This window comes from Caballeronia sp. PC1 (genome assembly GCF_021353155.1).
Lineage (GTDB): Bacteria > Pseudomonadota > Gammaproteobacteria > Burkholderiales > Burkholderiaceae > Caballeronia > Caballeronia cordobensis.
On the sequence record NZ_JAJUBH010000003.1, the window covers coordinates 1,617,251 to 1,643,490 of the forward strand.

Below are 26,240 nucleotides of genomic sequence, written 5' to 3' on the forward strand. Positions count from 1 at the left end.
TGTCCTGCCACGGTCATTTCCTCATCGAAAAGATCCTTCCCCAGCCCCCAAGCGCGGACGTATCCACGTCGAGCATGCTCAGCGCCTTCCACACGACGGTCGCGACCGTGTCGTAGGCGGGAATGTCCGTCGCGGCTTCGAACGAGCGCGCGAGATGCGCCGCATGCAGGTTCGTGCAGAACGTCGTCACCGCGTCGGGGCGGGCGAACGCGGTTTCGTGCATCATCTCGGCGAGCACCTTATCGGGCACTTCGGCGAAGCGGAAATTCTCGCTCAAGCCCAGATGACGCTCCGCGACGCATTCGATCCCCAGCCGCTCGTAGTTGCACATGATGCGCTCCTGCACGTCGTCGGTATACGGCGAGACGAGCCCCAGACGCCGCACGCACGTCTTCGCGAGCAGTTCGTTCAGCGCAAGCACGGAAGTCGTCGCGGGAATGCCCTGCGCTTCCGTCAATTGAGCGCATAGCGCTTCGTCGCGCTCGAAGCCGAGCCATCCCGCCGATGTCCCGCTCCAGCCGATGACGTCCACGCGGGCATCGGCGAGTTGCCGCGCCGCGTCGAGAATGCGGTGCGCATCGAACTGGCCGAGCGCGTGTTGCGTGAGGCTGATCTCCGTCACCGTAAAACGCGCGAAGTGCGCGCTCACGTTCGGCAATGCGCTCAGCATCGCCGACGTGACCGGTTCGAGCGCCGTGTTCGACGATGGCGTCAATATGCCGATACGAACGCGTCGCATGCGTCAATCCTCCAACAACAGCTTCACGCCTTCCGCCGCCTGATGGCGAAGGGCGTCGAGATCGAGACCGGGAATAACGCCGTCATCGACGACGACGCGGCCATTCACGATGTTGTAGCGCACGCGCGCGGGTTCGCCCGCAGTGACCGGCGCAACGGCGAGATCGTGAAAGCCGTAGAAGCGCGGATTGTCGATGTCGTACAGCACGAGATCCGCGGCCTTGCCCGCTTCGAGCGTGCCGACCGCATCGAGACCGAGCACGCCCGCACCGCCCGCGCTGCCCCAGTGGACGATCTCATCGACGGTGGTCGCCGATGCGCCCTGCGCCGCACGATGCACGAGCCACGCGAAGTGCGCTTCGCTGGTCATGCTGCCCGATTCGTTCGATGCGACGCCGTCCACCGCGAGCGACATCGGCACGCCTGCCGCGGCCATCCGCGGCGCGGGCGCGATGCCGCTGCCGAGCCGCGCATTGCTCACGGGGCAATGAGAACAGCCGCTGCCCGTTTCGGCGAGCATGGCGATTTCGCTCGCTTCCAGATGCACAAGATGCGCGAACCACACGTCCGGTCCGAGCCATTCGTGATCGGCGACGAATTCGACGGGCAGCTTGTCGAAGCGCTCGCGGCAGAAGTCGACATAGCGCCGCGTCTCCGACAGATGCGTATGCATGCGCAAACCCATGCGCCGCGCCGCGCGCGCGATTTCGGGCAGCAGCGCGGGCGGCAGCGAGAACGTCGGCGTCGTCGGTGCGACCACGACGCGGCGCATCGATGCGGGCGTCGCATCGTGATAGCGCGCCTTCAGGCGTTCGATATCGGCCAGCATCTGATCGAGTGACTCGGGCTTGAGCGCGACCTTCGAGAAGCCGGGATGATCGCCCGCCGCCTGCAACGCGCCGCCACGGCACAGCACGAAGCGCAGGCCGAACGAGGCGGCTTCGTCGAAGAGAAGATCGCCCGTTTCGGTCGTGCCGTCCGCGTGATAGAGATAGTGATGATCCGCGCAGGTCGTCACGCCCGAGAGCAGCAGTTCGGCCATGCCGAGACGCGCCGCGACGCGTGCGAGCTCGGGCGTAAAGCGCGCGAGACGCGGATACGGCACGGCGGCGAGCCATTCCTGCAAGTCTGCATCGATGCCGGACGGCACCGCCTTCAGCAGGTTCTGGAACAGATGATGATGCGTGTTCACCCATCCCGGATACACGACGCACGAACTGGCATCGATGACGCGCTCGTCGGCGCGCGCTTCCAGATTGGGCGCGATGGTGTCGATCACGCCATTGCGGATGCGGATATCGACAGCGCCAGGACGCGCGGCGCCGCCCTTCGATCCGCTCATCACCGCGACGGGATTCTTGATCAGTAAGGCTTGCATGTTCATCGTGGATCCTGTGGTTGCGTTCATTCGCGCACCATGTTGTGCGCGGGCACGACGTCTTCCTCATGCGCGCCGTTGAGCACGGCGTTCAGCACGACCGATACGAGGCAGGCGAGCACGACGCCGCTATGCACGAAGGGCTGCGTCCACTCGGGCATCTTCCCGAAGACCTGCGGCGCCATCACGGGGATGAGCGCAGTGGCGATCGTGAAGCCGACGATCAGCACGTTGTATCGATTGCGCTCGAAGTCCACTTTCGCGAGCGTCTGCACGCCGGCCGCGACCACGACGCCGAACATCGCGATCCCCGCGCCGCCGAGCGCGGCCGATGGCGTCGACGCCACCACCGCGCCGATCTTCGGCACGAGCGCGACGACGCACATCAGCACGCCGCTCACCGCGACGACCCAGCGGCTGCGCACGCCGGTGAGAATGACGAGCCCGACGTTCTCCATGAACGCGATGAACGGGAACGCGGCGAACATGCCCGCGATCGCGCTCGCGAGCCCGTTGGCGCGCATGCCGCGCACCGCGTCGTCCTCGCTGATGTTCTTCTCGACGATATCGCCGATCGCGACGAAAAGGCCCATCGATTCGACCATCTGCACGACCATCACGACGATCATCGTCATGACGGGCACGAAGGAGAACACGGGCATGCCGAAGTGAAAGGGCAGCGGCATGGTGAACCACGGCGCGTTCGCGACGTTGGCGAAGTCGCCCATGCCGAGCGCGCAGGCGAGCACGCTGCCTGCGACGAGACCGATCAGAACGGAAAGATTGCGCAGGAACGCATTGGCGAAGCGGTTGACGGCAAGTATCACGAGCGCGACGAACAGTGCGACGGAGAGAAAGGGCAGTGCGCCGAAGTGCTGCCGCGCATGCTCGCCGCCGCCTGCCCATTGATACGCGACGGGAAAAAGCTGCAAGCCGATCACCGTGACGATGCAGCCCGTGACGACCGGCGGAAAGAAGCGCCGCAAGCGTCCGACGAGGGGCGCGGCGAACATCGTGAAGACACCTGCGCCGATCACCGCGCCGCACACGCCCGCGAAGCCGACGCCCGGACTCAGGCCGATCGCGATGACCGGTCCCACGCTGCTGAACGCGACGCCTTGCAGAATCGGCAGGCGCACACCGAACTTCCAGATGCCGACGGTCTGCAGCACCGTCGAGATACCCGAGCAGAACAACGCCGTGCTGATGAGCACGGTGGTATCGGCCGGCGACAACTTCAACGCCGATGCGACGATCAACGGAACCGCGATCGCGCCGATATACGCGACCAGCATGTGCTGCAAGCCGAGCGTGATCATCTGCCGCTTGGGCAGGACTCGGTCGACCGGGTGGTGTTCGGTGTTCATCACGTGTCTCCTGATTATGTTTTCCGCCGGCGCGTCGCTGTGCGCGCCGGACGTCATCGCTCGTCAGGCCGCGACCGGCACGGCGAGACAGGCATGGAAGCGCTCGTTCAGCGCGGCGCGATCCAGCTCGCGTCCGATGAACACCATGCGGCTCGAACGCGGCTCGCTGCCCCACGCCTGCGCCGCTTTCAGTTCGATGATGTCGTGTACCCCTTGCAGCACGTAGCGGTAGGGCTGACCCTTCACCGCGAAGATGCCTTTCATGCGAAAGAGCTTCGTCGCGTCGGCTGTGCGCAGTTCGGCGAGCCAGGTTTGCAGCGCATCGAGATCGATGTCCGCGTCCACTTCGATACCGACGGAAGACACGCTTTCATCGTGATGGTGATCGTCGTGATCGTGCTCATGTTCATGATCGTGATGGTGATGTTCCTCTGCTTCGACGAGCTGTTGCGCGAACTCGTTGGCGCCCACGCCGAGAATCCTGCGCAGATCGATTTGCGCATAACTCGATTCGACGATCTCCGCCGTCGCATTGAGTCCGCGCAGCCGCTCTTTCAACGATGCGATTTCCGCAGACGTCACGAGGTCCACCTTATTGATGACGATGCGATCCGCGCATACGATCTGATCGACCGCCTGGTTGTCGCGGCCGTCGAGCACGAGATCGTCGAGATGCGCGGCGATGTGCTTTGCATCGACCATCGTCACGACGGCGTCGAGCGTCACGCGTTGCGCGATCGGGTCGTCGATGAAGAAGGTCTGCGCGACCGGATACGGATCGGCGAGCCCGCTCGTCTCCACGATGATGTGATCGAGCCGTTCCGGCCGGTCGACGAGCATGCGCACGATGCGCACGAGATCCTCGCGCACCGCGCCGACGCAGCACACGCAGCCGTTGGTCATCTCGTAGATCTCTTCGGTCGATTCGAGCACGAGCCCGCCATCGATGCCGACTTCGCCGAACTCGTTTTCGATTACCGCGATCTTGTGGCCGTGTTTCTCGCGCAGGATGTAGTTCAACAACGTGGTCTTGCCTGCGCCGAGAAAGCCCGTCAGCACCGTGACGGGAATTTTTTCGAACGCGTTATGCGTCGTGTGGATATGCGTCATCATCTTGTCTCCTTGAAGTGAGTCATGCGTCGTGTTCTTTCCAGCGCGTGACCGCGCCGCAATCGAGTCCGAACAGATCCAGCACGCGGCCGAGCGTGTGATCGATCATCGCGTCGAGCGAGGCCGGGCGCGCGTAGAACGCGGGCACCGGCGGCGCGACGATGCCGCCCATTTCCGTGACCGCGACCATGTTGCGCAGGTGCGCCAGCGTGAGAGGCGTTTCGCGCGCGAGCAGCACGAGCGGGCGGCGTTCCTTCAACGTGACATCGGCGGCGCGCGAGATCAGGCTCGACGAAAGGCCGCTCGCAATTTCGGCGAGCGTCTTCATCGAGCAGGGCGCGACGATCATCCCCAGCGTGCGAAACGAGCCGCTAGAGATGGCGGCGGCCATGTCGTCGCAGCGATACGTGACGCTCGCCAGCGCGCTGACATCGGCGAGCTTGTAGTCCGTTTCGTGCGACATCGTCAGCAGTGCGCTGCGCGATACGGTCAGATGCGTTTCGATGTCGAGTGCGCGCAGCAATTGCAGCAGCCGCACGCCATACACGAAGCCCGACGCGCCGCTGATGCCCACCGCGATGCGCCGCGTGCTCATCGTCCGGCTCCTTTGATGATGTCCATCGCGCGCCGCATCGCTTCATCGCCGATGCGCGCGCGCATGCCGTCGAACTTTGCGCCGCGCGTCGCATCGATGCCCATGCGCGATGTCGTGCCGTTAGCCGACGAAGACGGATCGAGCGGACTACCCGGCAAGCCATCGACGATGAACACGTCTTCGTGCGGCTGCGCATGCGTGGCCATCGCCCAGAGCACTTGCGAGTCGTCGCCGATGTCGATATCGCTGTCCACCGCGACGACATGCTTGAGATAAGGATCCCAGCCGAGCAGCGCGAGCATGATCTGGCGCGCTTCGCCGTCGCGTGTCTGATTGAGCGCGACATAGCAATGAAAATGCGTGCCCGAGTTCGGATAGTGCAGCGCTGTCACCGAAGGAAAACGCGCCTTGAGCTTCTCGCTCATTTCGGCTTCGCGCGGCAGACGTGCGAGCGTGAGATGCTCGGCATACGGACCGCCGACGACATCGACGAGCCACGCATCGCGGCGGCGCATCATCGTGTCGACGCGCAATACGTTGTTGGTCGAACGATCCGATGAGTAGCCTGTGAACTCGCCGAACGGGCCTTCTTCGGCGTGTTCATCCGGATCGATCGTGCCTTCCAGCACGAACTCGGCCGCCGCCGGCACGCCGATGCCATGACGCGGGGTGCGCACCAGTTCGAGCGGCGCGCCGAAGAGTCCGCCCGCGATTGCGCGCTCGTCCATGCCGAAGGGCACGCGCGCCGCCGCGGCAAGCATGAACAAGGGATGCGCGCCGATGACCATCGCGACCTTCAACGTGCCGCCGCGCGACTTCGCGGTTTGAAGCATGCGCCACGCATGGCCGCGCGAATGCAGGCTCGTCGCGAGCGCGTTGCGTGCGTGACGCATCGAACGGTGATAACTGAGATTGGCGATGCCCGTTACCGGGTCCTCCGCGACGATCACCGCATTTGTCACATAGGGACCGCGATCGGTGTCGAAGTGGCGGATCATCGGCAGTTGCGCGAGATCGACGCAATCGCCTTCGATGACTTCATCGAGCACGGGACCGCTCGATACATGAACCGGCGCGATGGGCGCGTTGGCGCGCTGCTGATAGGCGTCGAACAAGCCGCTCGCGTTCGTATCGAACAAACGGGCGATGCGTTCACGCGATGCGAAGAAGTTGGTCGCCAAATGCGTCGAGATGCCGTCGACGTGCTCGCACACGAGCATCGGATGTTGTCCGCGCGCGGCAAGTTGCGCGACGATCGCGGTCACGTCCTGATCGGCGGAAACGGAATCGCGAAGCGTCAGCACATCGTCGGGATATCGCTCGCGGTATATATCCGCGAAACGATGAAAGTCCTGCGTGGCGCGCAAGAGGTTATCGGCCATCGTGAACTCCGTCGTGAGAGAAGCGAGGGCGCGTGGACGACCGCGCCCCTGTGATGTCAGGCAGGCTGCGCGACGTCGTCGTCGCTCTTCACGTAAGTGGCCTTCAGCCGCTTCTCCGCTTCGGCAAGATCCTTCGGCGGTTTCGTTGGCTCGATGCCGACCAGCCGCGCGATGTTGTTGCCCATGTAGTCTTCGAGCCCGTCTTCGTCGAGATCCATGCCTTGCGGCGCGGGTCCGCACAACATCTCCAGCTCGCGCAGCCACATGCCCGGCTCGTTCGGCGGCGAGTCCGTGCCGAACACGATCTTGTTGCGCGGCAACTCGCGCGCGAACTCGACGATGCGCGACTGATAGCACCAGCCCGATTCGCAATACACGTTGGGCGTGTCCATCGCCATCCAGAAGGCTTCGAACGAGTAGTTGCCGCCGGTCTGAATGCCGAAGTGACCGATGATGAAGTTGACCATCGGGAACTCGCGGATGATCGGATAGAACTGCGTGGGAATGGTGTACGGCCCGTCGCCGGTATGGATCAGCACGACGACGCCCAGCTCCGCGCATTTCTTCATCGCCGGACGCAGCCAGTCGAGCGCGCGATCCGGACGGTAGCCGTGCATGTTCGCGTGCAGCTTGAGCATCTTGAAGCCGTATTCCTTCACGTGGAATTCGAGTTCGGCTGCACCGTTTTCCGGACCCCAGCGCGGGTTGTACGTGAAGTTGCCGATGAAGCGGTCGGGATACTTCTGCGTCAATTCGGCGATATACGACATGTAATCGCGAATGCCTTCGCGGCCGCGCCGGTTGCCGTCGCGATAGCCGGTATTGCCGGGCGGCGGCTGAATGAAGCCCATGTCGATGCGGCGCGGCTTGCCGTTGATGATGTACGGACCGTCCATCATCTTGAGCAGGCGCTCGCCGGTGAAAGGCTCGCCCGTATGACGCCAGGCTTCGTCGACGAGATTGGTCGGATGCAGATGGGTATCGATGATCATCAGCGGGCTCCAGCGTAGTCGGCTTCTTTGCATTGGTCGAGATAGGCTTGCGCGTCTTCGACTGTCTTGGGCGGCGCGCTCGGTTCGATGCCGAGCATGCGCGCGAGGTTGTTGCCGAGATAGTCCTCGAGCGCGTCCTCGTCGAGATTCAGGCCTTGCGGCGGCTCGTGGCAGAGCACTTCGAGCAGGCGCAGCCACATGCCGGGTTCGTTCGGCGGCGTATCGGAGCCGTAGAGAATCTTGTGCGTCGGCAGCACCTTCGCGAACTCGACGATGCGCGATTGCAGGCACCAGCTCGATTCGCAATACACGTTGGGCGTGTCGAGCGCCATCTGATACGGCTCGAAGCAGTACACGCCGCCCGTCTGCACGCCGAAGTGCGCCATGATGAACGGCACCGTCGGAAACTCGCGAATCAGCGGATACCATTCGCTCGGAATGCTGTACGGACCGTCCCCCGTATGAAGCTTGACGATCAGGCCGAGGTCCGCGCATTTGCGCAATGCCGGACGCAGCCAGTCGAGCGCGCGATCCGGACGATACGCATGCATGTTGGCCTGCAGCTGCACCATCCTGAAGCCATGCTCCTTCGCGTAGAACTCGATGGCGTCGGCGCCGTTTTCGGGACCGCAGCGCGGGTTATAGACGAAGCAGCCGAGCAGGCGGTCGGGATACTTCTGCGTCATCTCGACGGTGTACGCCATGTAGTCGTCGATCGACTCGCGGCCCGTGCGCACGCCATCGGTCCATGTATAGATGGTGTTGCCCTGCGGCGGCTGGATGAACGCCTTGTCGATGCGTCGCGGCTTGCCGTTGATGATGTACGGCCCGTCCATCACTTGGATGAGACGCTCGCCGGAGAAGGGCTCGCCGTCGTGGCGCCAGGCGAGGTCGACGAGATTCGTCGGATAACAGCTTGTGTCGATGATCATTGTTCTCGATCTCCTTGAGGGAATCGCTAACAGGCGTATCGATGGAACGAAAGCGCTCGAAACGAGGCTTTTCCATGCGGCCCTTTGCAAGACACGTCGCGGTGTCTTCCCCTCGCCGGCATCGAGTGTCACACTGATGCGCACTGCTGCTTGCGATGCAGTCTCACAAGTAACGCGCGCTCTGTACAATATTTTTTAACCACGATCTTGATACGTTAGCGATATGGACATGCGGCTTTTGCGGTACTTCGCGGTGCTCGCCGATGAACTGCATTTCGGCCGCGCAGCCGCGCGGCTGCACATCTCGCAGCCTCCCTTGAGCCAGCAGATCCGCATCCTCGAAGAGGAGATGGGCACGGCGCTCTTTCTGCGCTCGCAGCATCGCGTCGAACTGACGGAGGCAGGGAAAACACTGAAGGAACAGGCGCCGCTGATCTTCGCGCAGTTCGAGCGCGCGATCGATCTCACGCGTTGTGCGGGGCGCGGCGAAGTGGGCAGCCTGGAGATCGGCGTCATCAGTTCCGCAATGGTGGAACCCATTCCCCGCACGCTCGGGGTGTTCGCGCGCAAGCATCCGCAGGTGCGCTGGACGCTGCACGAAATGACGCCCGCCGCGCAGATTCAGGCGTTGAAGGAGCGTAGGCTCGACGTGTGTTTCTTCCGCGTATCGCACGACGATCCGGAGATCGTCAGCGAGGTCGTCCTGCGTGAACCCGCGATGGTCGCGCTGCCGCTCGCGCATGCGCTCGCATCGCGCGGGGAGATCGCGTTGCGCGAACTGGAAGGCGAGCGCTTTTTATCGTTCGGACTATTGCAGTCGCAACTCGCGCGTTTTCTGCGCGACTGCTGTGTCGAAGCGGGATTCACGCCGTGTATCGAACAGGAAGTCGTCGAGTTGCACACGCTGCTGTGTCTCGTGCGCGAAGGGCTCGGCGTCGCGCTGGTGCCTTCTTCGGCGCGGCAGTTGTCGAGCGGGGGCGTCGCATTCGTGCCGCTCGCCGCGCCGTCGCCGGAAGTGTCGCTGCATGCGCGTTATCGTGCGGAAACGCCGTCTCCGGTGCTTGCGCGATTCCTCGAAACCGTGCGCGAAACGGCTAGGGCGCAAGGTCCAGCCTGACCGTTTGCGCGACGAGTTCGCGGATCGCCTCGACGAGCGGGGCGACGCGCGCCGCTTTCTCGTGCGGCCACACGGCGTAGAGGTTGTAGTGCGTCGGAATCTCGATGTGCGTCAGCTCGACCAGCCTGCCGTCGCGCCGCGCATCGGCGGCGAGCAGGCCGCGCGCGAGCCCGACGCCCGCGCCCGCACTTGCTGCCGCGATCAGGCCGGCGGCGTTATCGAAGATCGCGATCGCTTCGGGTTCGACTGCGGGCAGGCCGGCCGCATCGAGCCACGGAATCCATGAGCGCTTCGTGTAGCCGAGCAAGGGCAGTTCGAGCACCTGTTCGGGTTTCAAAGGCGCAACGAACCCGCGCGCTTTCAAAAGCTCGGGCGAACCCACGACCGTCAGACGATCGCCGCAGATCAGCGTGTTCTCCAAGCCATCCCATTCGCCGTAGCCGTAACGCAGCGCGAGATCCACGCGTTCGAACGCGCTGCGATCGTGACGCGGCGCGGACAGCAGCGTCAGCGACGTGGCGGAGAGTCCGCCGAGCAAGGCGGGCAGCCGGGCGACGAGCCAGCTTTGCGCGAGTTCCGGATCGACGTCGAGCGTGATCGACTGTTTCACCGCGCGCTCCTTCACGAACGACAACGCGCGATCGATCTGCTCGAAGCCATCGGTCAGTTGCTTGGCGAAGAGCGCGCCCGCATCCGTCAGCACGACGCGCGCGCTTTCGCGCACGAAGAGCGGTTGCCCGACGAAATCCTCGAGCGTGCGGATCTGCTGGCTGATCGCGCTATGCGTGAGCGACAACTGGCGCGCCGCGCTCGAAAAGCTGCCGGCGCGCGCGGCGTGCAGAAAGGCCTGCATCGACTGGATCGAAGGGTAGCGCTTGAGCATGGGTGTTAGCCCGGCTTACGGATGATGGAAGAAATCGTCGCTGGCGCTCTTTTCGAGCGCTTCCAATAATGGCCGCAAACACGACGACATTCAGGAGACGGCGCATGATCGAAATCATCGTCAACGATACGCGGCACTCGCTCGACAATGTACCGGAAGACATGCCGCTCTTGTGGGTGCTGCGCGAACGCATCGGGCTGACGGGCACGAAGTTCGGCTGTGGCGGCGGCTTTTGCGGCGCATGTACGGTGCATCTGGAGGGCGAAGCGGTGCGCGCCTGTCTGCTGCCTGCCGCGGCCGTCGCGGGCAGACACGTCACGACGATCGAAGGCTTGTCGAAGGATGGCACGCATCCGTTGCAGCGCGCGTGGGTCGCGGAGGACGTGCCGCAGTGCGGCTACTGTCAGTCGGGGCAATTGATGCAGGCGGCGGCGTTTCTGAAGGGCAAGCCCGCCATCGACGATGCGAGCATTACCGCCGCGATGTCCGGCAATATCTGCCGCTGCAGGACGTATGCGCGCATTCGCCGTGCAATCAAACGCGCGGCATCGGAGGCATGATGCGTATCGATCGTCATGGCGCGGCGCGGCGTCGCTTCATCAAGCAAAGTTCGGCGTTGCTCGCTTCGGGGCTCGCAATCGGATTGCATCTGCCCGACGCGCTCGCGAAAAACGGCGATGCGGATCCGCAACGCGGTGAGTTCAAGCCCAACGCATGGGTCCGCGTGCTGCCCGACGACACGATCAAGCTCGTCGTCCACAAGCACGATTCGGGTACCGGCACGCGCACCGCGCTCGCGGCGGTCGTCGCGGAGGAGCTCGATGTCGATCCGTTTCGCATCGAGGTCATCACGCCGGAGGACCCGTTCTACGCGGACTACATTCATCCCTTGTGGAAGGTGTTTTCGACAGGCGGAAGCACGAGTGTGTCGCTCGAATACGATCGCTTGCGGCACGCGGGCGCGACCGCGCGCGCGATGCTGATCGCGGCGGCGGCGAAGCAATGGAACGTGCCGCCTTCCGCCTGTTCGACCGACAACGGTGTCGTCGTGGACCAGGCGAGCGGTGCGCGCGCGAGCTATGGCTCGCTCGCGGTCATCGCGGCGAGCCTGCCCGCGCCGAAGGACGTGCCGTTGAAAGACCCGTCGCAGTTCAAGTACATCGGCAAGTTGAAGAAGAAGCGCGACGCCGCGCCGAAGACCACGGGCGCGTTTCAGTACAGTATCGACGTGCGCTTGCCCGGCATGCTGGTGGCGGTCGTCACGCGCGCGCCGGTGATCGATGCGCGCGTGCGCAGCGTCGATGCCAGGGCCGCGCTGGCCATTCCCGGCGTGCGGCGCGTGTTGCAGATTCCCGGCCGTCCGGATGTGCTGGGCGGCAATCAGGCGGGCGTCGCCGTCCTCGCCGACGATTACTGGTCGGCGCACAAGGGTCAGGCTGCGCTGCACATCGAATGGGAGGACAGTCCGTTCGAGAACTTCGACAGCCGCGATCTCTCCGCGCGTCAGGCCGCATGGCTCGATGACGCGCAAGCGCGCGTCGTGCCGACCGTGACGAACGGCGATGCGCAAGCGCTGCTCAAGCGTGCCCCGCGCGTGATCCAGGCGTCGTATTCGATGCCGTACAAGGCGCAGAATCCGCTCGAACCGATCAACGTGACCGCATGGGCGAAGGACGGCGGCATCGAGTATTGGGGCGGCTTGCAGGTGCCGTCGACGGTGCAGGAGGCGGCCGAGGTCATCGGCCATATTCCCGCGGAGCGCGTCGTGCTGCATGAGCGCGTGTCGGGCGGCAGCTTCGGCGCGCGCGAATCGAAATACTGGCTGTTCGAAGTGACCTGGCTCGCGATGCAAACGAACAAGCCCGTCAAGCTGATGAATAGCCGCGAGGACGAGATGCGCGCGCTGTTCTATCACGCCGCGAGCCATCATCGCGGACGCGCCGTGCTCGATGCGAAAGGCAATCTCTCCGCGCTGGAATTGCGCGCCGTGATGCCGGCCTCGCCGGAACAATGGGAACCGGGTTATTTCGATCGGCCGGATCGCATGGACTACAGCACCACGGAGGCGATCAGCAAGTACGAGTTCGCGTATGGCGCGCCGAACGTCGATGTCGGCTGGGTGCGTCACGAGACCGGCGTGCCGACCGGCTGGTATCGGGCGGTGAGCTATATCCCGAACGTGTTCGCGGTCGAGTCGTTCATGGACGAAGCGGCGCATGCGGGACATCGCGATTCCGTCGATTTTCGCATCGCGCATATGAAGGATCCGCGCCAAGCCACCGTGTTGCGCGAGGCCGCCGCGCGCGCCGGATGGAACGCGCCGATGCCGCATGGAACCGCACTCGGCGTCGCGACGAATCGGGCCTACGGCAGCTATGTCGCGGTGATCGCGCGGGTGGCGCGGACGAAGGACGGCATCGTGATCGAGAAGCTCACGTGCGTCGCCGACTGCGGGCTGGCCGTGTCGCCGGCGGGCGTCGAGGAGCAGCTATACGGCGGGCTGATGTGGGGACTCGGGCACGCAACGGCCGATCGCATCGATATTCGTCACGGGCGCGTTCAGCAGACCAGCTTCGATTCGTATCGCGTGATGCGGATGAGCGATATGCCGGAAATCGATATCGTCATCGTGCAGGGCGATGCGTCGAAGCCCGGCGGCGTCGGCGAGTTGTCGAGTCCTTCGGTCGCGCCCGCGGTGGCGAACGCGGTGTTCCGGCTGACGGGCAAGCGGCTCCGGCACACGCCGTTCGATCTACGCAGCGTGTAGGCTCGCGCTCACTCGTTCGGCGCTCGCGCGAGGGAAGCGCGGCTCAAAGCCAGGTGCCGCCCTGGCGTTCCGTCGGCTCTTGCGCGAGCGCGTCGAAATCGTGAATCCAGTCCAGATGATGCAGCAGGCTCTCGCGTGAGCGAAGGCGGGCGTTGCGCGCCTGCGCCTCGGGTCCGTCCGGCAGATGCAGTACGTCGGCGGTCGTGATCGAGGCGTACTGCACTTTGCGCGTGCGGCCCCGGCGCAGGCGCTCGTAGGCCTCCTGCGCTTCGCGCCAGCGGCCCGGGCCGGCCTTGGCCAGTTGCGCGGCCAGCACCACGGCGTCTTCGATCGACTGATTCGCGCCCTGGCCGTGATGCGGCACGAGCGCGTGCGCGGCATCGCCGATGAGCGTCACGCGCCCCTTGCTCCAGCGCCCGAGCGGCGGACGATGAAAGAGCCCCCAGCGCTGGCTGATCGGCACCGCCGAAATCATCTGCACCACCGCCGGATGCCAGTCCTTGAACAGGCGCAACTGCTCGCCCTCGCTCGCGGGCGTGACCCAGTCGCGCGACGCCCACGGCGACGGATGGCGCTCGACGAGCAGGAAGTTCTGATCGCCTTTGTCGCCGATCGGATAGTGCAGCAGATGCCCCTGCGGTCCGAACCAGAACTGGATGGCCTCGGGATCGGGCAGCAGGTCCATGCGTTCAGCCGGCACCACGCCACGAAAACCCGAGCAGCCCGAATAGAGTGCGTCGTCGTAGCCGAGCATCCAGCGGCGCGTGATCGAGCGCGCACCGTCCGCGCCGATCACCAGATCCGCGTCGATGCGCTGGCCGTTGGCGAAGCTCAGACTCACGCGATCCGCATGCTGCGCGAGATCGGTCAGCCGATGACCGAGATGGATGCGTTCCAGCCCGACCGCGTTCGACAGCACGGCCTGCAGGTCCGCGCGATGCACGCCCCAGTACGCACCTCCGAATTGCTGGCGATAGCTCGGTTCGCCGCGATGCTGTCCGATCACTTCGCCGCTGCGCCCATCGCGATAGATCAGCGCGGGAATTTCGGCGCATACCGCATCGAAGGCCGCACGCAATCCCATGCGCTCATAAAACCGCGTCGCGTTCGCCGAGAGCGCAACTGCCGCGCCGACCTCGCGAAGCGCGTCGGTCTGCTCGTAAAGTTGCACGTCGATACCGTGTTCCCGCAGCGCGAGCGCGAGCGTAAGGCCGCCGATGCCCGCGCCGATGATCGCGATCTTCATATCCAGCCGTTCCATGCGATGTCTCCAGTAGTCGGACTCCGTGTTCGAGTCGGTGTCTGAATTCTCGGTACGGGGCGCGTATTTCACAATAAAATGGCGCGAATCAGCGTCATCACTGAAATCAATAAGCCCGGACGCGCGCCATGAATCTCGATGAGGTCGATCTCAATCTGCTGCTGCTTTTTCAGCGCCTGATGCAGGAACGGCACGTCTCGAAGGTGGCCGAGCAGATGAACATGAGTCAGCCGGGCGTCAGCAACGCGCTCGCGAAACTGCGCCGGCGGCTCCACGATCCGCTGTTCGTGCGCGGCCCCGGCGGCGTCGTGCCCACGCCGTTCGCATTGCGTTTATCGGAGCCGGTCGATCAGGCGCTCGCGATCCTGCACGAGGCGCTTAATCCTGCGACGGGTTTCGATCCGCTGCGCGTCACGCGCACGATCACGATCGGCATGACGGATATCGGCGAGGTCGTCTTTCTGCCCGCGCTCGTCGAACGGCTCTCGCGCGAGGCGCCTGGCATCGCGCTTAATACCGTGCGCGACACGAGCGTCAATCTGAGCAACGAAATGGCCGAGGGCAGGGTCGATCTCGCCATCGGCCTGCTGCCGCAGTTGAAGGGCGGGTTCTATCAGCGCCGCCTGTTCGATCAGGGCTATGTGTGTCTTTTCAGGCGCGGCCATGCGCTCGACGATGCGCCGCTCACGCTCGCCGCGTGGCGCGAAGCCGAGCATCTGGTGGTGGTGTCGGCGGGCACCGGGCACGGTCAGGTGGAAGATTGGCTGAAACAACGGGGCGTGCAGCGCCGCGTGCGCCTGACGGTGCCGCACTTCATGAGCGTCGGCTATATCCTGCAACGCACCGATCTGATCGCCACGGTGCCGGAACGGCTGGCATTGCAGCTGGCGGCGCCGTTTTCACTGAGCCTGCGCGCCTTGCCCGCGACGTTGCCCGCCGCGCCGATTCATTTGTTCTGGCACGCGCGCGTCCAGCAGGACGAAGGCAATCGATGGTTACGCGGGATGGTGATCGACCTGTTCGCGGACTCGGCGACGCGTCCGCGCGGAAGGAAGACCGCGCGGACGAAACAGATGCCTTCTCCTTCTGCGTAAACAGTGCGAACTCGGTAGACCTGTCACACGCGGGTGCTTTCGTTGTTCCCAGACACCAGTTGAGCCGGCAGCGGGAAATCGATCACGGTATCGTTGATCCGGTTCACCAGGTTTCCAAAGGTGATGGAAGCGATCGCCAGAGACACGCCGATCACCTGATGTTCGCTGTAGCCAGCCGCGCGAAACGCATCGAGTTCCGCAGCGGGAAGCGTGCCCCGTGTTTCGACAAGAACCCGGACAAAACGTATCAACGCATCTCGCCTGGCGTCGCCCGTAGGCTTTCCTGCGAGGATCAGGGTCATGACGTCCTGCGACAGGCCCGAGAATTTGCCTTTCAGCGCGTGAGCCGCTACACAGTAATCGCAGCCCGAAATCTCGCTGACGACCAGCTTGAGCGTTTCGATATCCGCGTTTGACAGTTCGCTTCGGGTGACCGCTGCGTCGATCGCGAATATGGCCTGAAGTCCGTCAGGACTGTGGGTGCCGATCGTCGCAAATGCATTGGGAACTTTACCAACGCTTTTTTTGACCTTCGCGAATACGTCCGCGGTTGCGCCAGTCGCGGTTTCAAGCGTGGCGGTAGTAAGACGGGTCATGCCAACTCCTTTGATGTTTCGGGTTAAGAGATATAAAACAACGAGCCCATTCTCAACGCTGAGGCGCTTCACGGTTTCTGGCCGCAGCAACGGTAGGCACGAGAACCGCGAAAACGACGATTGCCAACGCGACGATAAAGAGTCCAACGAACGTCAGATGAACCGATTGGTGCAACGCCAGACGAATGGCGGCAAAGCTATCCACGCTGGCCGGTGCTGACTCGATCACCTTGCGCAGTTGATCGGACGTGACCACGCCAAGCGTCTTCGAATGAGCGAGTCCGTAGTTGAGCACCGCGCCGAAGACGGTCGCGCCCAGTGTGCTTCCAAGATTGCGCGAGAACAGGTTCGATGCGGTAGCGCTGCCGCGCTGCGACTTGTCGACCTGCTCCTGGATGAAGACGAGTGAAGTGACGCTGAGCGCACCCATTCCGAAGCCCATGACCAGCGATCCGATACCGGCCAGAAGCGGTGCGCTATGCGGGGTCAACGAGACGAAGACCATCGCGCCAACCGGGATCACCGCGCTTCCACCGATCAGCAGCTTGCGCAGAACGAACCGGTGAAAGGAGCGGGCGGAAAGCGTGGCGCCCAGCGGCCACCCCACCATGACCATGGTTAGCGCAAAGCCCGCGACCACCGGCGTGCGATGCAGCACACCCTGAACATACATCGGCAGGAACGTTGTCAGCCCCATCAAGGCCATGCCGGAGAAAGCCGTCGCGAGGTTGGTCATCGCAATGGGCCTATGTCCCCACAGGCTAAAGGAGATCATCGGGTCCGGGCTTCGCCGTTCCTGCCAGACAAAGAGCGCTGCGCTTGCAATGAACACGCCGCCGCTGAGCATCGCGTGCGTATAGTCCGCTGTACTCAGGCTCGTCAAGCCGATCATGAGCGCGGCGATGGCGACCGTGAAGAGAACCGCACCGCCGATATCGATCGACGGCCGGGCATCTCTTTCGTCTTCATGCAGGAACAGGACAAATCCTGCGGCCGAAATCAATCCGATCGGGATGTTGATCCAGAAAATCCACGCCCACGAAAAGTCGCGCACGATAAAGCCGCCGATCATCGGCCCGAGGACCGCCGCCGTTGCCCACACGCTGGCCAGATAACCCTGGACCTTGCCACGCTCTTTTGCCGGATAGAGATCGCCGACGATGGTCAGCGTGACCGGTTGTATTGAACCGGCGCCGATGCCTTGAATGAGTCTGAAGACGATCATCGCGGGCATCGACCAGGCGAAGCCTGCCAGCACCGATCCGACCAGAAAAATGGCGATGCCGGTCAGCATGATGCGCTTGCGACCAAAGATATCGGCGAGCTTGCCGAAGACCACCGTCATGGCGGTCTGCGTCAGCAAGAACGACGAGAAAACCCAGCTATATAAATGCAGTCCGCCGAGTTTCGTCACGATCTGCGGCATGGCGGTCGAGACGATCGTTGCTTCGATGGCGACCATCGCCAGCGAGGCCATCACGGCTGCGATGACAAGGGGCCTGGATGTCTTCGATCTGGAAGACAGGTTGCCTAACATGGTGCTCATGATGTTCCCGCTTAAATGGCGACGGTTCGGGACATGGTTTTCGCGTCGACCATGTCGATAGACTTGGCAAACCGTCTATCCCAAATAAGCGGGAATCTCCGGATGGCCCATGCTCAACTGTAGGGCCGTGCTACCTGTTTTTCACTGTTTAGAAGGCTCGAAAATAGGCTCAGGCGTCTCAAACGCGTATCTTCCGGCTGAGAAGTATTGAGTGCGTTGTCGTCGTACTCAATCCAAGTGCTTCCCAAGCCGCTCAAGCGGCACGTTGTAGGTTTCTCTCATCGAGTAGATCGACGCGGCGGACAGCAGACACACAAGCGCTGCGAAGACTGCCGGCATCACCCAGGGCGCGGTGCCGAACTTGCCGATCAGCGCCGTCTCGATCAGCGGAGCAAATCCGGCGATCGCGAAACCGAACTGAGTCCCGATTGCCATTCCCGAGAGTCGCACTTGCGTGGGAAAGCGCTCGGCGTACGTCGCCGGCCAGACGGCATTCGTGATGCTGTACACGACGCCACCGAGAAAGACGCCCGTAACGAGCACCAACGCATCGCTGCCCGTCGTGACTGACCACAGAAATACGGCGGCGCCGATCGCGCACAAGACGTTGCCCGCGATGAACACCGGACGTCGCCCGATGCGATCGGAAATCGTCGCATAGACCGGGATCGTGAAAACGGCGATCAGATTGCCGATGATCGCCGTCCACAGCATGGTCGACGTGCTGACATGGTGCTCCATCGTGCGCGAGAACGACAACGCGAACACCGCAAACGTCGTCCCGATGGATGCGATCAGGGCCGCGAAGAACACTTGCAGCAGTTCCTTTCGGTACGTCGTCAGGAGCGTCTTGAGCGGTGCCGGCGGAACTTCGCCGTGCGACGCCTCGCTCTGGAAAGCCGGTGTTTCTTCGAGTCGCGAACGTACGATGAAGCCGACGACGACGACCGCAGCGCTCAACCAGAACGGTACCCGCCACCCCCACGAGAGCAATTGATCTTCCGACAGCAAGGCGGCAAGCGGCAGTACGACTGCGGGCGCAAGCACCTGACCGCCTTGCGTTCCGCTCAACGTCCAGCTCGTGTAATAGCCGCGTCGGTGCGCGGGTGCGTGTTCGAACGACATCGAATTCGCACCGGCCTGTTCGCCAGCCGCCGATATGCCTTGCAGAATACGCAACACAACGAGCAGCGCGGGGGCGAGAAGCCCGGCGCTCTGATAGCTCGGGAGGCAGCCGACAAGAAACGTGGATACGCCCATCAAAAGCAAGGTGCCGACCATCACGACTTTTCGGCCCAGACGATCGCCGTAATGCCCCATCAGGAACGAGCCGAGGGGACGGGCCGCATAGGCGACACCGAAGGTTGCCATCGATGCAAGAGTTGCGGCAGCCATGTCGCCCGGCGGAAAGAAGATGCGCGGAAAGACGAGGGCGGCCACCGTACCGTAAATGAAGAAGTCGTAGTACTCGAGCGCACTGCCGATCCATCCGGCGATGGCGGCTTTCCTGGCCTGCCGCCTGCTGTCGGCCGGTGCATCCGCGAGTGCGGCGCTGTCTTGTATTGTGTTCGTCGTCATGTTTGTCTCCGTATAGTTGTTTGCAAGTTCAGATCAGCGGCCGGGCACTGTCCCGAAGCAGCCGGTCGGTGGCTTGTCGAAGGAGGGCCGCCCGCTTGGCCGAGTGCGTTTCGCGGGCGAGCGGCACTTCCACCGATAGCGGCACGTCCTTGGGCAATGCAGCGAGCAAGGCCAGCAAGGGCAGATTGCCTTCGCCCGGCAAGAGCCGATTTCCGCGTGCCTCGTCGATGATCGCTGAAGGCGGCGGCGATTCGATCGGCGCATCGCAAAGCTGGACGCTGCCGATCAGCGCGGGGTCGAGCGCCGCGACTGCTTCGACGGTGCCGCCCGAGCGGATCAGATGTAGCGCATCGATCAGCACGAAAGCGTTGTCCTTGCCAACCGCCTTGACGATATCGACCGCGTCTTCGAGCCGGGCGACCGGGCGCCAGATCATGAATTCGATGTCGAGCGCGAGTCCGAACGGCCGGGCGAGATCGCATAGCGAGCCCAGACAGTCGATCGCGCGCGCGCGCTCCGGATCGTCGATATTGATGCCGACGCGCCGTGCACCGAGTTCCGCGCCCGCCTCGAACGCAGGGGCATAGTCGTCGACGCGCGTATTAGCGGCGATGCGAACCACTTCGATGTCGGACACCTTGACATCGTGCGCTTCCATGAGACGCTGGGTGGCGCGCAACTCGGGCGAGCCCGCGCGCAGCGGATACGCAATTCCACCGGGCATGGGAGAACATAAGCGGATGCCGACGGCGCGAAATCCGGCTTGCGCGGCGAGCGGAATCAGATGTGGCGGCCCGACATCGAGCACGGTGAGATGAGCGAGGGAAAGCCTGTTCATTGGATCGTGTCCCGGCGGTCAGTACGTGGCACGGCCGCCCGTCAGATCGAACGTGGCGCCCGTCGTGAACGAGCACTCCTCCGTTGCGAGCCAGGCGACCATCGACGCGACTTCGTCGGGACGGCCCGCGCGGCCGAGCGGAATCTTCGCGAGCACGAAACTGCGCGCATCGGCGGTCATGTTGCGCAGCATGTCCGATTCGATGGCGGCGGGTGTGACGCAATTGACGCGAATGTCCGTGTCCGCAAGCTCCTTGCTCAGCGATTTGGTCAGGGCGATCACCCCGGCTTTCGACGCGCCGTAGGCGCCCTGATTGGGATTGCCTTCCTTGCCGCCGACCGACGACAGGTTGACGATCCGTCCATGCCGCGCACGGCGCAGGTACGGCAGCACTTCGCGGCAGCAGATGAACACGCCCGTGAGGTTGATGTCGATGACTTGGCGCCAGGCGTCTATCGCATACGTTTCGACGGGGCCGATCGGGCCGTTGATGCCCGCCGCGTTGATCAGAACGTCGATGGAGCCGAAGCGTTCGGCGGCAGACTGTGCCGCGGCGGCAACGCTGGCGGCGTCCGTCACGTTGACCTGAGCCGACGAAACAGCACGAACGTTCTCGGCCGCCGCATGAGCGGCCGCGCCGTCGATATCCCAAAGCACGACTCTCGCGCCGGAAGCGACGAATCGTTCCGCGATCGCATAGCCGATCGCGCCGGAGCCTCCGGTGACGACGCATAGGCGATCCTGCAAGTCCAGTTGGTTCATCTTTTCTGTCTCCGTGAGAGGGTGAATTCGTTTGACCCGATACTAGGGACTAACGCCCGCTTTGTCGTATGCCGAAAGTCCGCTAACGTATAACTTTTGGTGAATCGGGACGGCTGCAATGCGGTTCAAACTTCGCCACATGGAGGTTTTTCGCGCGGTCATGCTGACCGGGTCGGTCAACGCGGCGTCGAAGCTGCTTTTCGTCTCACAGCCCGCCGTGAGCAAGCTCGTGTCCCATGTCGAGACGACGCTCGGCTTGCGCCTGTTCGAGCGCTCGAAGGGCCGTCTGGTGCCGACGGCGGAAGCGCATGCGCTTTTCAGGGAAGTCGAGCAGGTCTATCAGGCGGCAGTGCGCGTGGACGAGTTCGCTCACGCGCTTGCCCTCGGACCGTCGAGTCTGCTCCGGGTGTCGTGCAGCGCGTCGCTGGCGATGAGCGTGGTCGCGCCGGCGCTCGTCGAACTCAAGAGAAAGCTCCCTGCGCTGACCGTAAGCTGGCAGACCACGCTAATGGCCGACATGCCGATGGAGTTGCTGAGCAAGGAAGCGGAGGTCGCCATCGCCGCCATGCCGGTCCTGCATGAGCACTTGGAAAACGTGCCGTTCATGTACGGGAGCATGGTCTGCGCGATGCCGAAGGGGCACAGGCTGGAGGCTCAACAGGAAGTCTCGCTCGCGGATCTGGCGGATGAGCCCGTCGTGCTGTTCAAGCGCGACATTCCTTTCGGAACGGTGATCGCGCAAGCCTGTCAGCAAGCCGGTGTTGAGCTCAAATCGACGATCGACGTGATGCGTGCGGACCAGGCGCTCGCCCTCGTGGAAGGCGGCCTTGGCGTGACGATCGTCGATAATTTCGCTACGACGGGAAGTGCGCTGGTCATTCGCCCGCTGCGTGAAGCTATCGACTTGACAGCGCACTTCGTCTATTCGCGTTTTGCACCGCCATCGCGTAATGCGAGCGTTTTCATGCAGGCCGTCTACAAGCGGGCGACTCTGCTGGAACGAGCGATTCCGGAGGCTTTCGTTCCTGAGTGAGGTCGTTCTCCGGGGCGGCAACACGGTAATAGCACGGGCGAAGGCTTGACGAGCAATGCAAGCCGAACTGCCGGGCGTGGGCCGTCGAGATCAACCCGGCTTCGTCTCAAAGAGGATCGATTTGCGAGGCCTGCCGCCCTTTCGGCCCCAGCTTGACCTCGTAATTCACTTTCTGATTTTCGCGCAGCGTTTTGAATCCTTCGCTCCGCACTTCCGAGAAGTGCGCGAACAGATCATCGGTGCCGTCGTCCGGGGTGATGAATCCGTATCCTTTCGCGTCGTTGAACCACTTGACCTTGCCCGTTGCCATGACTCTATCCTCGATGATTTGAAGCGGACCGCGACATAGGCGTTGCGCACCAGAGATGCTCCGTTGCTGTCGGGTCCGCGAGTACCGCGTGCTGCTGGCTTCGCGGCACGGGCAAACGATACGTCCGCCGGTTTGTCGTGCAAACGAATGGATGATTCGATCGTTATCAGCCCATCCGTGCCGAGCTTATGATCGTCGATCGATACCGTGAGGGACCAGGCATCAGAAGCGCACGCGCACGCCTCCGAACGCCGCCACCTGACGGTTCGTCGATGACGCCGCGCCCGCATCGGCAATAGCGGCGATCTTCTGATAACCCGTGCCGACGAGCGTCGAGGCATCGCCCGCCGCGAGTTGATAGACACCGGAGAGATAGACGTCGGTACGCTTCGACAACACATAGTCGACGCCCAGCGTGAACTGATGCCAGCGCGGCTTGAGCGTCGAGCCGCCGGTGCCGGGCAGACTGTTGGCGCGGCCATCGGTGAAGGTGTACACGCCGATCAGCGTCGTCGCGGGCGTAATGTTGTAACGGCCGTTCACATCGTAGTTGTTGAACTTGCGCGACGAACCATCGTTGTAGTCGAGTTGCGTGTGGCTCCATGCAAAGCCGATCGTCGCGACCGTTCCGAAGGCATAGTTGCCGCCCGCAACCGCAACCTGCTGCCGCGCGACGCCGCCGTTGACGCCATAGAAGAATGCGCCGCTGTAGTCATCGCCGGATGTGGTCGATGCGCCGCCGATCGCACCGCTCGTGTTCGACGTGGCATTCGGATGATCGAGCAGCAGATAGCCCGCGCCGAGTTGCAACGGCCCGTTGGCGTAGCTCGCCGATACGCCCCACGCGCGGTTGTTGCCGAAGCCCGCGCCCGCGCCGTTGCTGGCTTGATTGCTGAACCCATAGAGCGCATCGACCGTGACGCCCGCGATGGTATCGCTCTTGAACTTGACGGCATTGTTGATACGGAAGGTCTGATTCAGATTGTCGTTATCGCCGACATGTGTGGCGGGCGACCAGAAGCCGGGCCCCGCGAACAGCGCAACGAGATCCGTGTTCGGATCGTACTGACGCCCGAGCGTCAGCGTGCCGATGCCTGTCTTTGCCACGCCGACATACGCTTGCCGACCGAATTCGCGTCCGCCCTGAGCGAGCGTGCCGTCGTTGACCCGATAGCCGCTTTCGAGCGTGAACAGCGCCTTGTAGCCGCCGCCGAGATCTTCGACACCCTTCAATCCCCAGCGGCTGCCGTTGAGCTTGCCGCTCGTCGCCTGAACGTTGGACGCGCCGCGCTGATTGTTCGTATAGGCGATGCCGGCATCGATGAGTCCGTACAAGGTCACGGAACTCTGTGCCTGAACAATGCCGGGAAGGGTGACTAGCAAGCCAGCGGCGCCGGCGAGTGCGACTCGTTTCATTCGCTTCCTTAGGTATTAACCATGAGTTCGAGGGAAGGCGGATATTACGGTCGTGCTTACCGAAGTCGAACGAACGATTTCTTGTTTGTAATGTTTAGAATGGTTCATTTGCATTGCGAAGTGCATGAGCGAAGCAATCGAAAGGGTCTCGCTAGCAAAGGAATGGCGGGGTATCGACTGTGGCTCGTGCATAACGCTGGCGTGCGTCCGCAAGAGGCGCAACCTCAAAACATAGAACATGCCCGGGCAATGCGTAAATAACCCGTTGCGTGAAGCATTCGAGCGCCCGCGTGAAAAGGGTCATCGACGATACGCTCATACGCTTGCTCCATTTCGTTCGTTGCGAAGCACCGCCGCCGGATGGTGTGATCACGTTCGAGATTTCGAAGATCTACGAGGACGTCATCCCGCTGGCTTTGCCCGGGCTGGTTTTCAATCAGACGGTGCTCGTCGCCGAAGAGCGGCTCGCCGCATGGAAGGAGGAGGCATGACACAGCGCGCAAGCGTGACCGATGCTCAACGCCACTACGACGCCGACGTGCTCGTCATCGGTGGCGGCCCGGCGGGCGCCTGGGCCGCGATCAGCGCTGCCGCGAAGGGGGCGCGCGTGGTGCTCGCGGACAAGGGCTTCTGCGGCACGTCTGGCGCGACGGCGCCGTCGGGCACGGGCGTCTGGTACGTGCCGCGCGACAGGGAAGCCCGCGAACGCGCCCGGGCGAGCCGCTACGCGCTCGGCGGCGCGCTCGCCGAACACGCGTGGATGGATCGCGTGATGGAGCAAACCTATCTCAACTGCGAGCGCCTCGCGGAGTGGGGCTATCCGTTTCCCATCGACGACGGGGGCAATGCGCGCCGCACCTCTTTGCAGGGTCCCGAATATATGCGGCTCATGCGCAAGCGCGTGAAGGAGGCGGGCGTGCGCATACTCGATCACAGTCCCGCGCTGGAACTGCTCGTCGATGAGGGCGGCGCGGTGGCGGGCGCGGCGGGCATTCATCGGCAGGCGGACGAGACGTGGAGCGCACGGGCGGGCAGCGTCGTCATCGCGACGGGCGGCTGTGCGTTCCTGAGCAACGCGCTCGGCTGCAATGTGCTGACGGGCGATGGTCACCTGATGGCTGCCGAGGCGGGCGCTGAACTCTCCGGCATGGAGTTTTCGAACGCTTATGGTCTGAGTCCGGCGTTTTCATCCGTGACGAAATCGCTGTTCTATAACTGGGCCACCTTCTACGATGCAACCGGCTGCGCGATTCCGGGCGCGGGCTCGTCGCACGGGCGCGGGGTCATCGCGAAGGCGCTGGAATCGCAGCCCGTGTTCGCGTGCCTCGATCGCACGGATCCCGACATTCGCGCGTGGATGCGCCGCTCGCAACCGAACTTCTTCGTGCCGTTCGACCGGCTGAACATCGATCCCTTCACGCAGCATTTCCCGGTCACGCTGCGGCTCGAAGGCACCGTGCGCGGCACGGGCGGCCTGCACGTGACCGATGCGACCTGCGCGAGCTCCGTGCCCGGTCTTTACGCCGCCGGCGACGCCGCCACGCGCGAGCTGATTTGCGGCGGCTTCACCGGCGGCGGCAGCCACAACGCCGCATGGGCGATGTCTTCCGGCTTCTGGGCGGGCGCGGGCGCGGCGGATCACGCCCGCGCGGTGCGCGGCTCGCGTGCACCGCGAACGCTGATTCGCGCAGGCCATGCGACCTTGCGCGATGGCGGCGCGAACGCGCCCATCGATCCTGCCGCGCTCATCCGCGCGGTTCAGGAAGAAGTGTTCCCGACGCAGCGCAACTGGACACGTCGCGCCGACCTGCTCGAAGACTCGCTCGGGCGGCTCGATGCGCTGTGGCATCGCGTGCGAGGCGCGGCGGTATCGGATCGCAACCGGGCGGTGCGTGCCCGCGAGGCGGTTGCCATGCTCGCGGTGTCGCGCTGGATGTATCGCAGCGCGCTCGCCCGGACGGAGACGCGCGGCATGGCGCGGCGGCAAGAGTACGCGGCCGCCGACGCGGCGCAGCGGCATCGCCTCCTGAGCGGCGGTCTCGACGAGGTCTGGGTCGCGCGCCACGCGGTGCGCCATGAAGCGCAGGAGGACATGGCCGCATGATCGAAATCGTCGATACGGAACGCTGCACCGGCTGCGATATCTGCGTGCGCGTGTGCCCGACCAATGTGTTCGATGCGTCGGCCTCGCCGGACGGCGCTCCGGTCATCGCGCGTCAGGACGATTGCCAGACCTGCTTCATGTGCGAACTGTACTGCCCGGAGGATGCGCTGTATGTCGCGCCTCAAACGACATCCGGCGTGAGCATCGATGCGGCCGCGACGCTCACGGGCAGTTATCGGCGAGCCATCGGCTGGCGTCGTGGCCAGCGATCCGGCGCGGCGGACGATGCGAGCTACGAGCTACTGAGCCGCGCGCACTGAGAAGTGCGTCAAACGCCCGGCGCCGCGCGTCGCCCGATCATATCGATATGAAGCTTCGTTGGTTAGCGCGTCGGCCGACGCTGCATAACATGAGCGGCTGACCCGCGTGATTCAACGCATT

25 protein-coding genes are annotated in these 26,240 nt (G+C 63.6%); 8 read left to right on the forward strand and 17 right to left on the reverse strand.

Translation table 11 applies throughout. The annotated features are described in order from the left end of the window. Positions 1-13: 13 nt before the first annotated feature. From LY284_RS31955 to LY284_RS31990, 8 genes are all read right to left on the reverse strand, one after another. Positions 14-739: an aspartate/glutamate racemase family protein gene (locus LY284_RS31955; protein ID WP_233390331.1), complete on the reverse strand. Its 726-nt coding sequence runs from the start codon at positions 737-739 to the stop codon at positions 14-16. A gap of 3 nt (positions 740-742) precedes the next feature. Beyond that, a complete protein-coding gene (locus tag LY284_RS31960; protein WP_233390333.1) occupies positions 743-2,122 on the reverse strand; it encodes an amidohydrolase family protein in 1,380 nt (459 codons plus the stop codon). 20 nt (positions 2,123-2,142) lie between these two features. After that, positions 2,143-3,483, reverse strand: a complete 1,341-nt coding sequence (locus LY284_RS31965; RefSeq protein WP_233390335.1) for a nucleobase:cation symporter-2 family protein — start codon at positions 3,481-3,483, stop codon at positions 2,143-2,145. 63 nt (positions 3,484-3,546) lie between these two features. After that, positions 3,547-4,593 (reverse strand): GTP-binding protein, encoded by a 1,047-nt coding sequence (locus LY284_RS31970; RefSeq protein WP_233391088.1) that lies wholly within the window; start codon positions 4,591-4,593, stop codon positions 3,547-3,549. 22 nt (positions 4,594-4,615) lie between these two features. Then, a complete protein-coding gene (locus LY284_RS31975; RefSeq protein ID WP_233390337.1) occupies positions 4,616-5,188 on the reverse strand; it encodes a UbiX family flavin prenyltransferase in 573 nt (190 codons plus the stop codon). Next, positions 5,185-6,570, reverse strand: coding sequence for a UbiD family decarboxylase (locus tag LY284_RS31980; protein ID WP_233390339.1), 1,386 nt, complete (start codon positions 6,568-6,570; stop codon positions 5,185-5,187). Before LY284_RS31980 ends, LY284_RS31975 begins: the two co-directional genes overlap by 4 nt. Positions 6,571-6,626: 56 nt before the next feature. Further along, positions 6,627-7,562, reverse strand: a complete 936-nt coding sequence (locus tag LY284_RS31985; protein WP_045460554.1) for an amidohydrolase family protein — start codon at positions 7,560-7,562, stop codon at positions 6,627-6,629. Further along, a complete protein-coding gene (locus LY284_RS31990; protein WP_233390341.1) occupies positions 7,562-8,494 on the reverse strand; it encodes an amidohydrolase family protein in 933 nt (310 codons plus the stop codon). The genes LY284_RS31985 and LY284_RS31990 overlap by 1 nt, the downstream gene beginning before the upstream one ends. A 223-nt stretch (positions 8,495-8,717) precedes the next feature. Between LY284_RS31990 and LY284_RS31995 the strand changes: the two genes are divergently transcribed. Continuing rightward, positions 8,718-9,611 (forward strand): LysR substrate-binding domain-containing protein, encoded by an 894-nt coding sequence (locus LY284_RS31995; RefSeq protein WP_233390343.1) that lies wholly within the window; start codon positions 8,718-8,720, stop codon positions 9,609-9,611. Here LY284_RS31995 and LY284_RS32000 read toward each other — a convergent pair. Continuing rightward, positions 9,589-10,494 carry a LysR substrate-binding domain-containing protein gene (locus tag LY284_RS32000; RefSeq protein ID WP_233390346.1) on the reverse strand — a complete coding sequence of 302 codons (906 nt, stop codon included), beginning with the start codon at positions 10,492-10,494 and terminating at the stop codon, positions 9,589-9,591. The genes LY284_RS31995 and LY284_RS32000 overlap by 23 nt on opposite strands. 104 nt (positions 10,495-10,598) lie before the next feature. Here LY284_RS32000 and LY284_RS32005 point away from each other — a divergent pair, with 104 nt between their 5' ends. Then, positions 10,599-11,054: a (2Fe-2S)-binding protein gene (locus tag LY284_RS32005; protein WP_233390348.1), complete on the forward strand. Its 456-nt coding sequence runs from the start codon at positions 10,599-10,601 to the stop codon at positions 11,052-11,054. Beyond that, positions 11,054-13,261 carry a molybdopterin cofactor-binding domain-containing protein gene (locus LY284_RS32010; protein WP_375294319.1) on the forward strand — a complete coding sequence of 736 codons (2,208 nt, stop codon included), beginning with the start codon at positions 11,054-11,056 and terminating at the stop codon, positions 13,259-13,261. Before LY284_RS32005 ends, LY284_RS32010 begins: the two co-directional genes overlap by 1 nt. Before the next feature lie 43 nt (positions 13,262-13,304). Here the strand turns inward: LY284_RS32010 and LY284_RS32015 are convergent, their stop codons facing one another. Then, positions 13,305-14,522, reverse strand: coding sequence for an FAD-dependent monooxygenase (locus LY284_RS32015; RefSeq protein ID WP_233390352.1), 1,218 nt, complete (start codon positions 14,520-14,522; stop codon positions 13,305-13,307). A gap of 128 nt (positions 14,523-14,650) precedes the next feature. Between LY284_RS32015 and LY284_RS32020 the strand changes: the two genes are divergently transcribed. Continuing rightward, positions 14,651-15,616, forward strand: a complete 966-nt coding sequence (locus tag LY284_RS32020; protein ID WP_233390354.1) for a LysR family transcriptional regulator — start codon at positions 14,651-14,653, stop codon at positions 15,614-15,616. Between the two features lie 23 nt (positions 15,617-15,639). Here the strand turns inward: LY284_RS32020 and LY284_RS32025 are convergent, their stop codons facing one another. From LY284_RS32025 to LY284_RS32045, 5 genes are all read right to left on the reverse strand, one after another. After that, positions 15,640-16,212 carry a carboxymuconolactone decarboxylase family protein gene (locus tag LY284_RS32025; RefSeq protein WP_233390356.1) on the reverse strand — a complete coding sequence of 191 codons (573 nt, stop codon included), beginning with the start codon at positions 16,210-16,212 and terminating at the stop codon, positions 15,640-15,642. 52 nt (positions 16,213-16,264) lie between these two features. Next, positions 16,265-17,737, reverse strand: coding sequence for an MDR family MFS transporter (locus tag LY284_RS32030; RefSeq protein WP_233391090.1), 1,473 nt, complete (start codon positions 17,735-17,737; stop codon positions 16,265-16,267). Positions 17,738-17,986: 249 nt separating this feature from the next. Then, positions 17,987-19,336 (reverse strand): MFS transporter, encoded by a 1,350-nt coding sequence (locus LY284_RS32035; protein ID WP_077160863.1) that lies wholly within the window; start codon positions 19,334-19,336, stop codon positions 17,987-17,989. A 28-nt stretch (positions 19,337-19,364) separates the two neighbouring features. After that, positions 19,365-20,174, reverse strand: a complete 810-nt coding sequence (locus LY284_RS32040) for a sugar phosphate isomerase/epimerase (RefSeq protein ID WP_233390359.1) — start codon at positions 20,172-20,174, stop codon at positions 19,365-19,367. Between the two features lie 18 nt (positions 20,175-20,192). Beyond that, positions 20,193-20,936, reverse strand: coding sequence for an SDR family NAD(P)-dependent oxidoreductase (locus LY284_RS32045; protein WP_233390361.1), 744 nt, complete (start codon positions 20,934-20,936; stop codon positions 20,193-20,195). A 118-nt stretch (positions 20,937-21,054) separates the two neighbouring features. On the opposite strand from LY284_RS32045, the gene LY284_RS32050 reads away from it, so the two are divergent. Next, positions 21,055-21,969, forward strand: a complete 915-nt coding sequence (locus LY284_RS32050; RefSeq protein ID WP_233390363.1) for a LysR family transcriptional regulator — start codon at positions 21,055-21,057, stop codon at positions 21,967-21,969. A gap of 106 nt (positions 21,970-22,075) precedes the next feature. On the opposite strand, the gene LY284_RS32055 is transcribed toward LY284_RS32050, so the two are convergent. After that, the gene (locus tag LY284_RS32055; protein ID WP_077160860.1) at positions 22,076-22,279 is read right to left on the reverse strand and encodes a cold-shock protein; all 204 of its coding nucleotides are present in this window, start codon (positions 22,277-22,279) and stop codon (positions 22,076-22,078) included. A gap of 222 nt (positions 22,280-22,501) precedes the next feature. After that, a complete protein-coding gene (locus LY284_RS32060) occupies positions 22,502-23,695 on the reverse strand; it encodes a porin (RefSeq protein ID WP_233390365.1) in 1,194 nt (397 codons plus the stop codon). A 290-nt stretch (positions 23,696-23,985) separates the two neighbouring features. Between LY284_RS32060 and LY284_RS32065 the strand changes: the two genes are divergently transcribed. Genes LY284_RS32065 through LY284_RS32075 form a run of 3 tightly spaced genes read left to right on the forward strand, consistent with a single transcriptional unit; the run spans position 23,986 to position 26,119 of the window. Then, entirely contained in the window at positions 23,986-24,186 is a 201-nt protein-coding gene (locus LY284_RS32065; RefSeq protein WP_233390367.1) for a hypothetical protein, read from the forward strand. Next, entirely contained in the window at positions 24,183-25,799 is a 1,617-nt protein-coding gene (locus LY284_RS32070) for an FAD-dependent oxidoreductase (protein ID WP_233390369.1), read from the forward strand. Before LY284_RS32065 ends, LY284_RS32070 begins: the two co-directional genes overlap by 4 nt. Beyond that, complete coding sequence (locus LY284_RS32075; protein ID WP_077160856.1) at positions 25,796-26,119, forward strand: ferredoxin family protein; 324 nt, start codon at positions 25,796-25,798, stop codon at positions 26,117-26,119. The genes LY284_RS32070 and LY284_RS32075 overlap by 4 nt, the downstream gene beginning before the upstream one ends. Positions 26,120-26,240 lie beyond the last annotated feature (121 nt).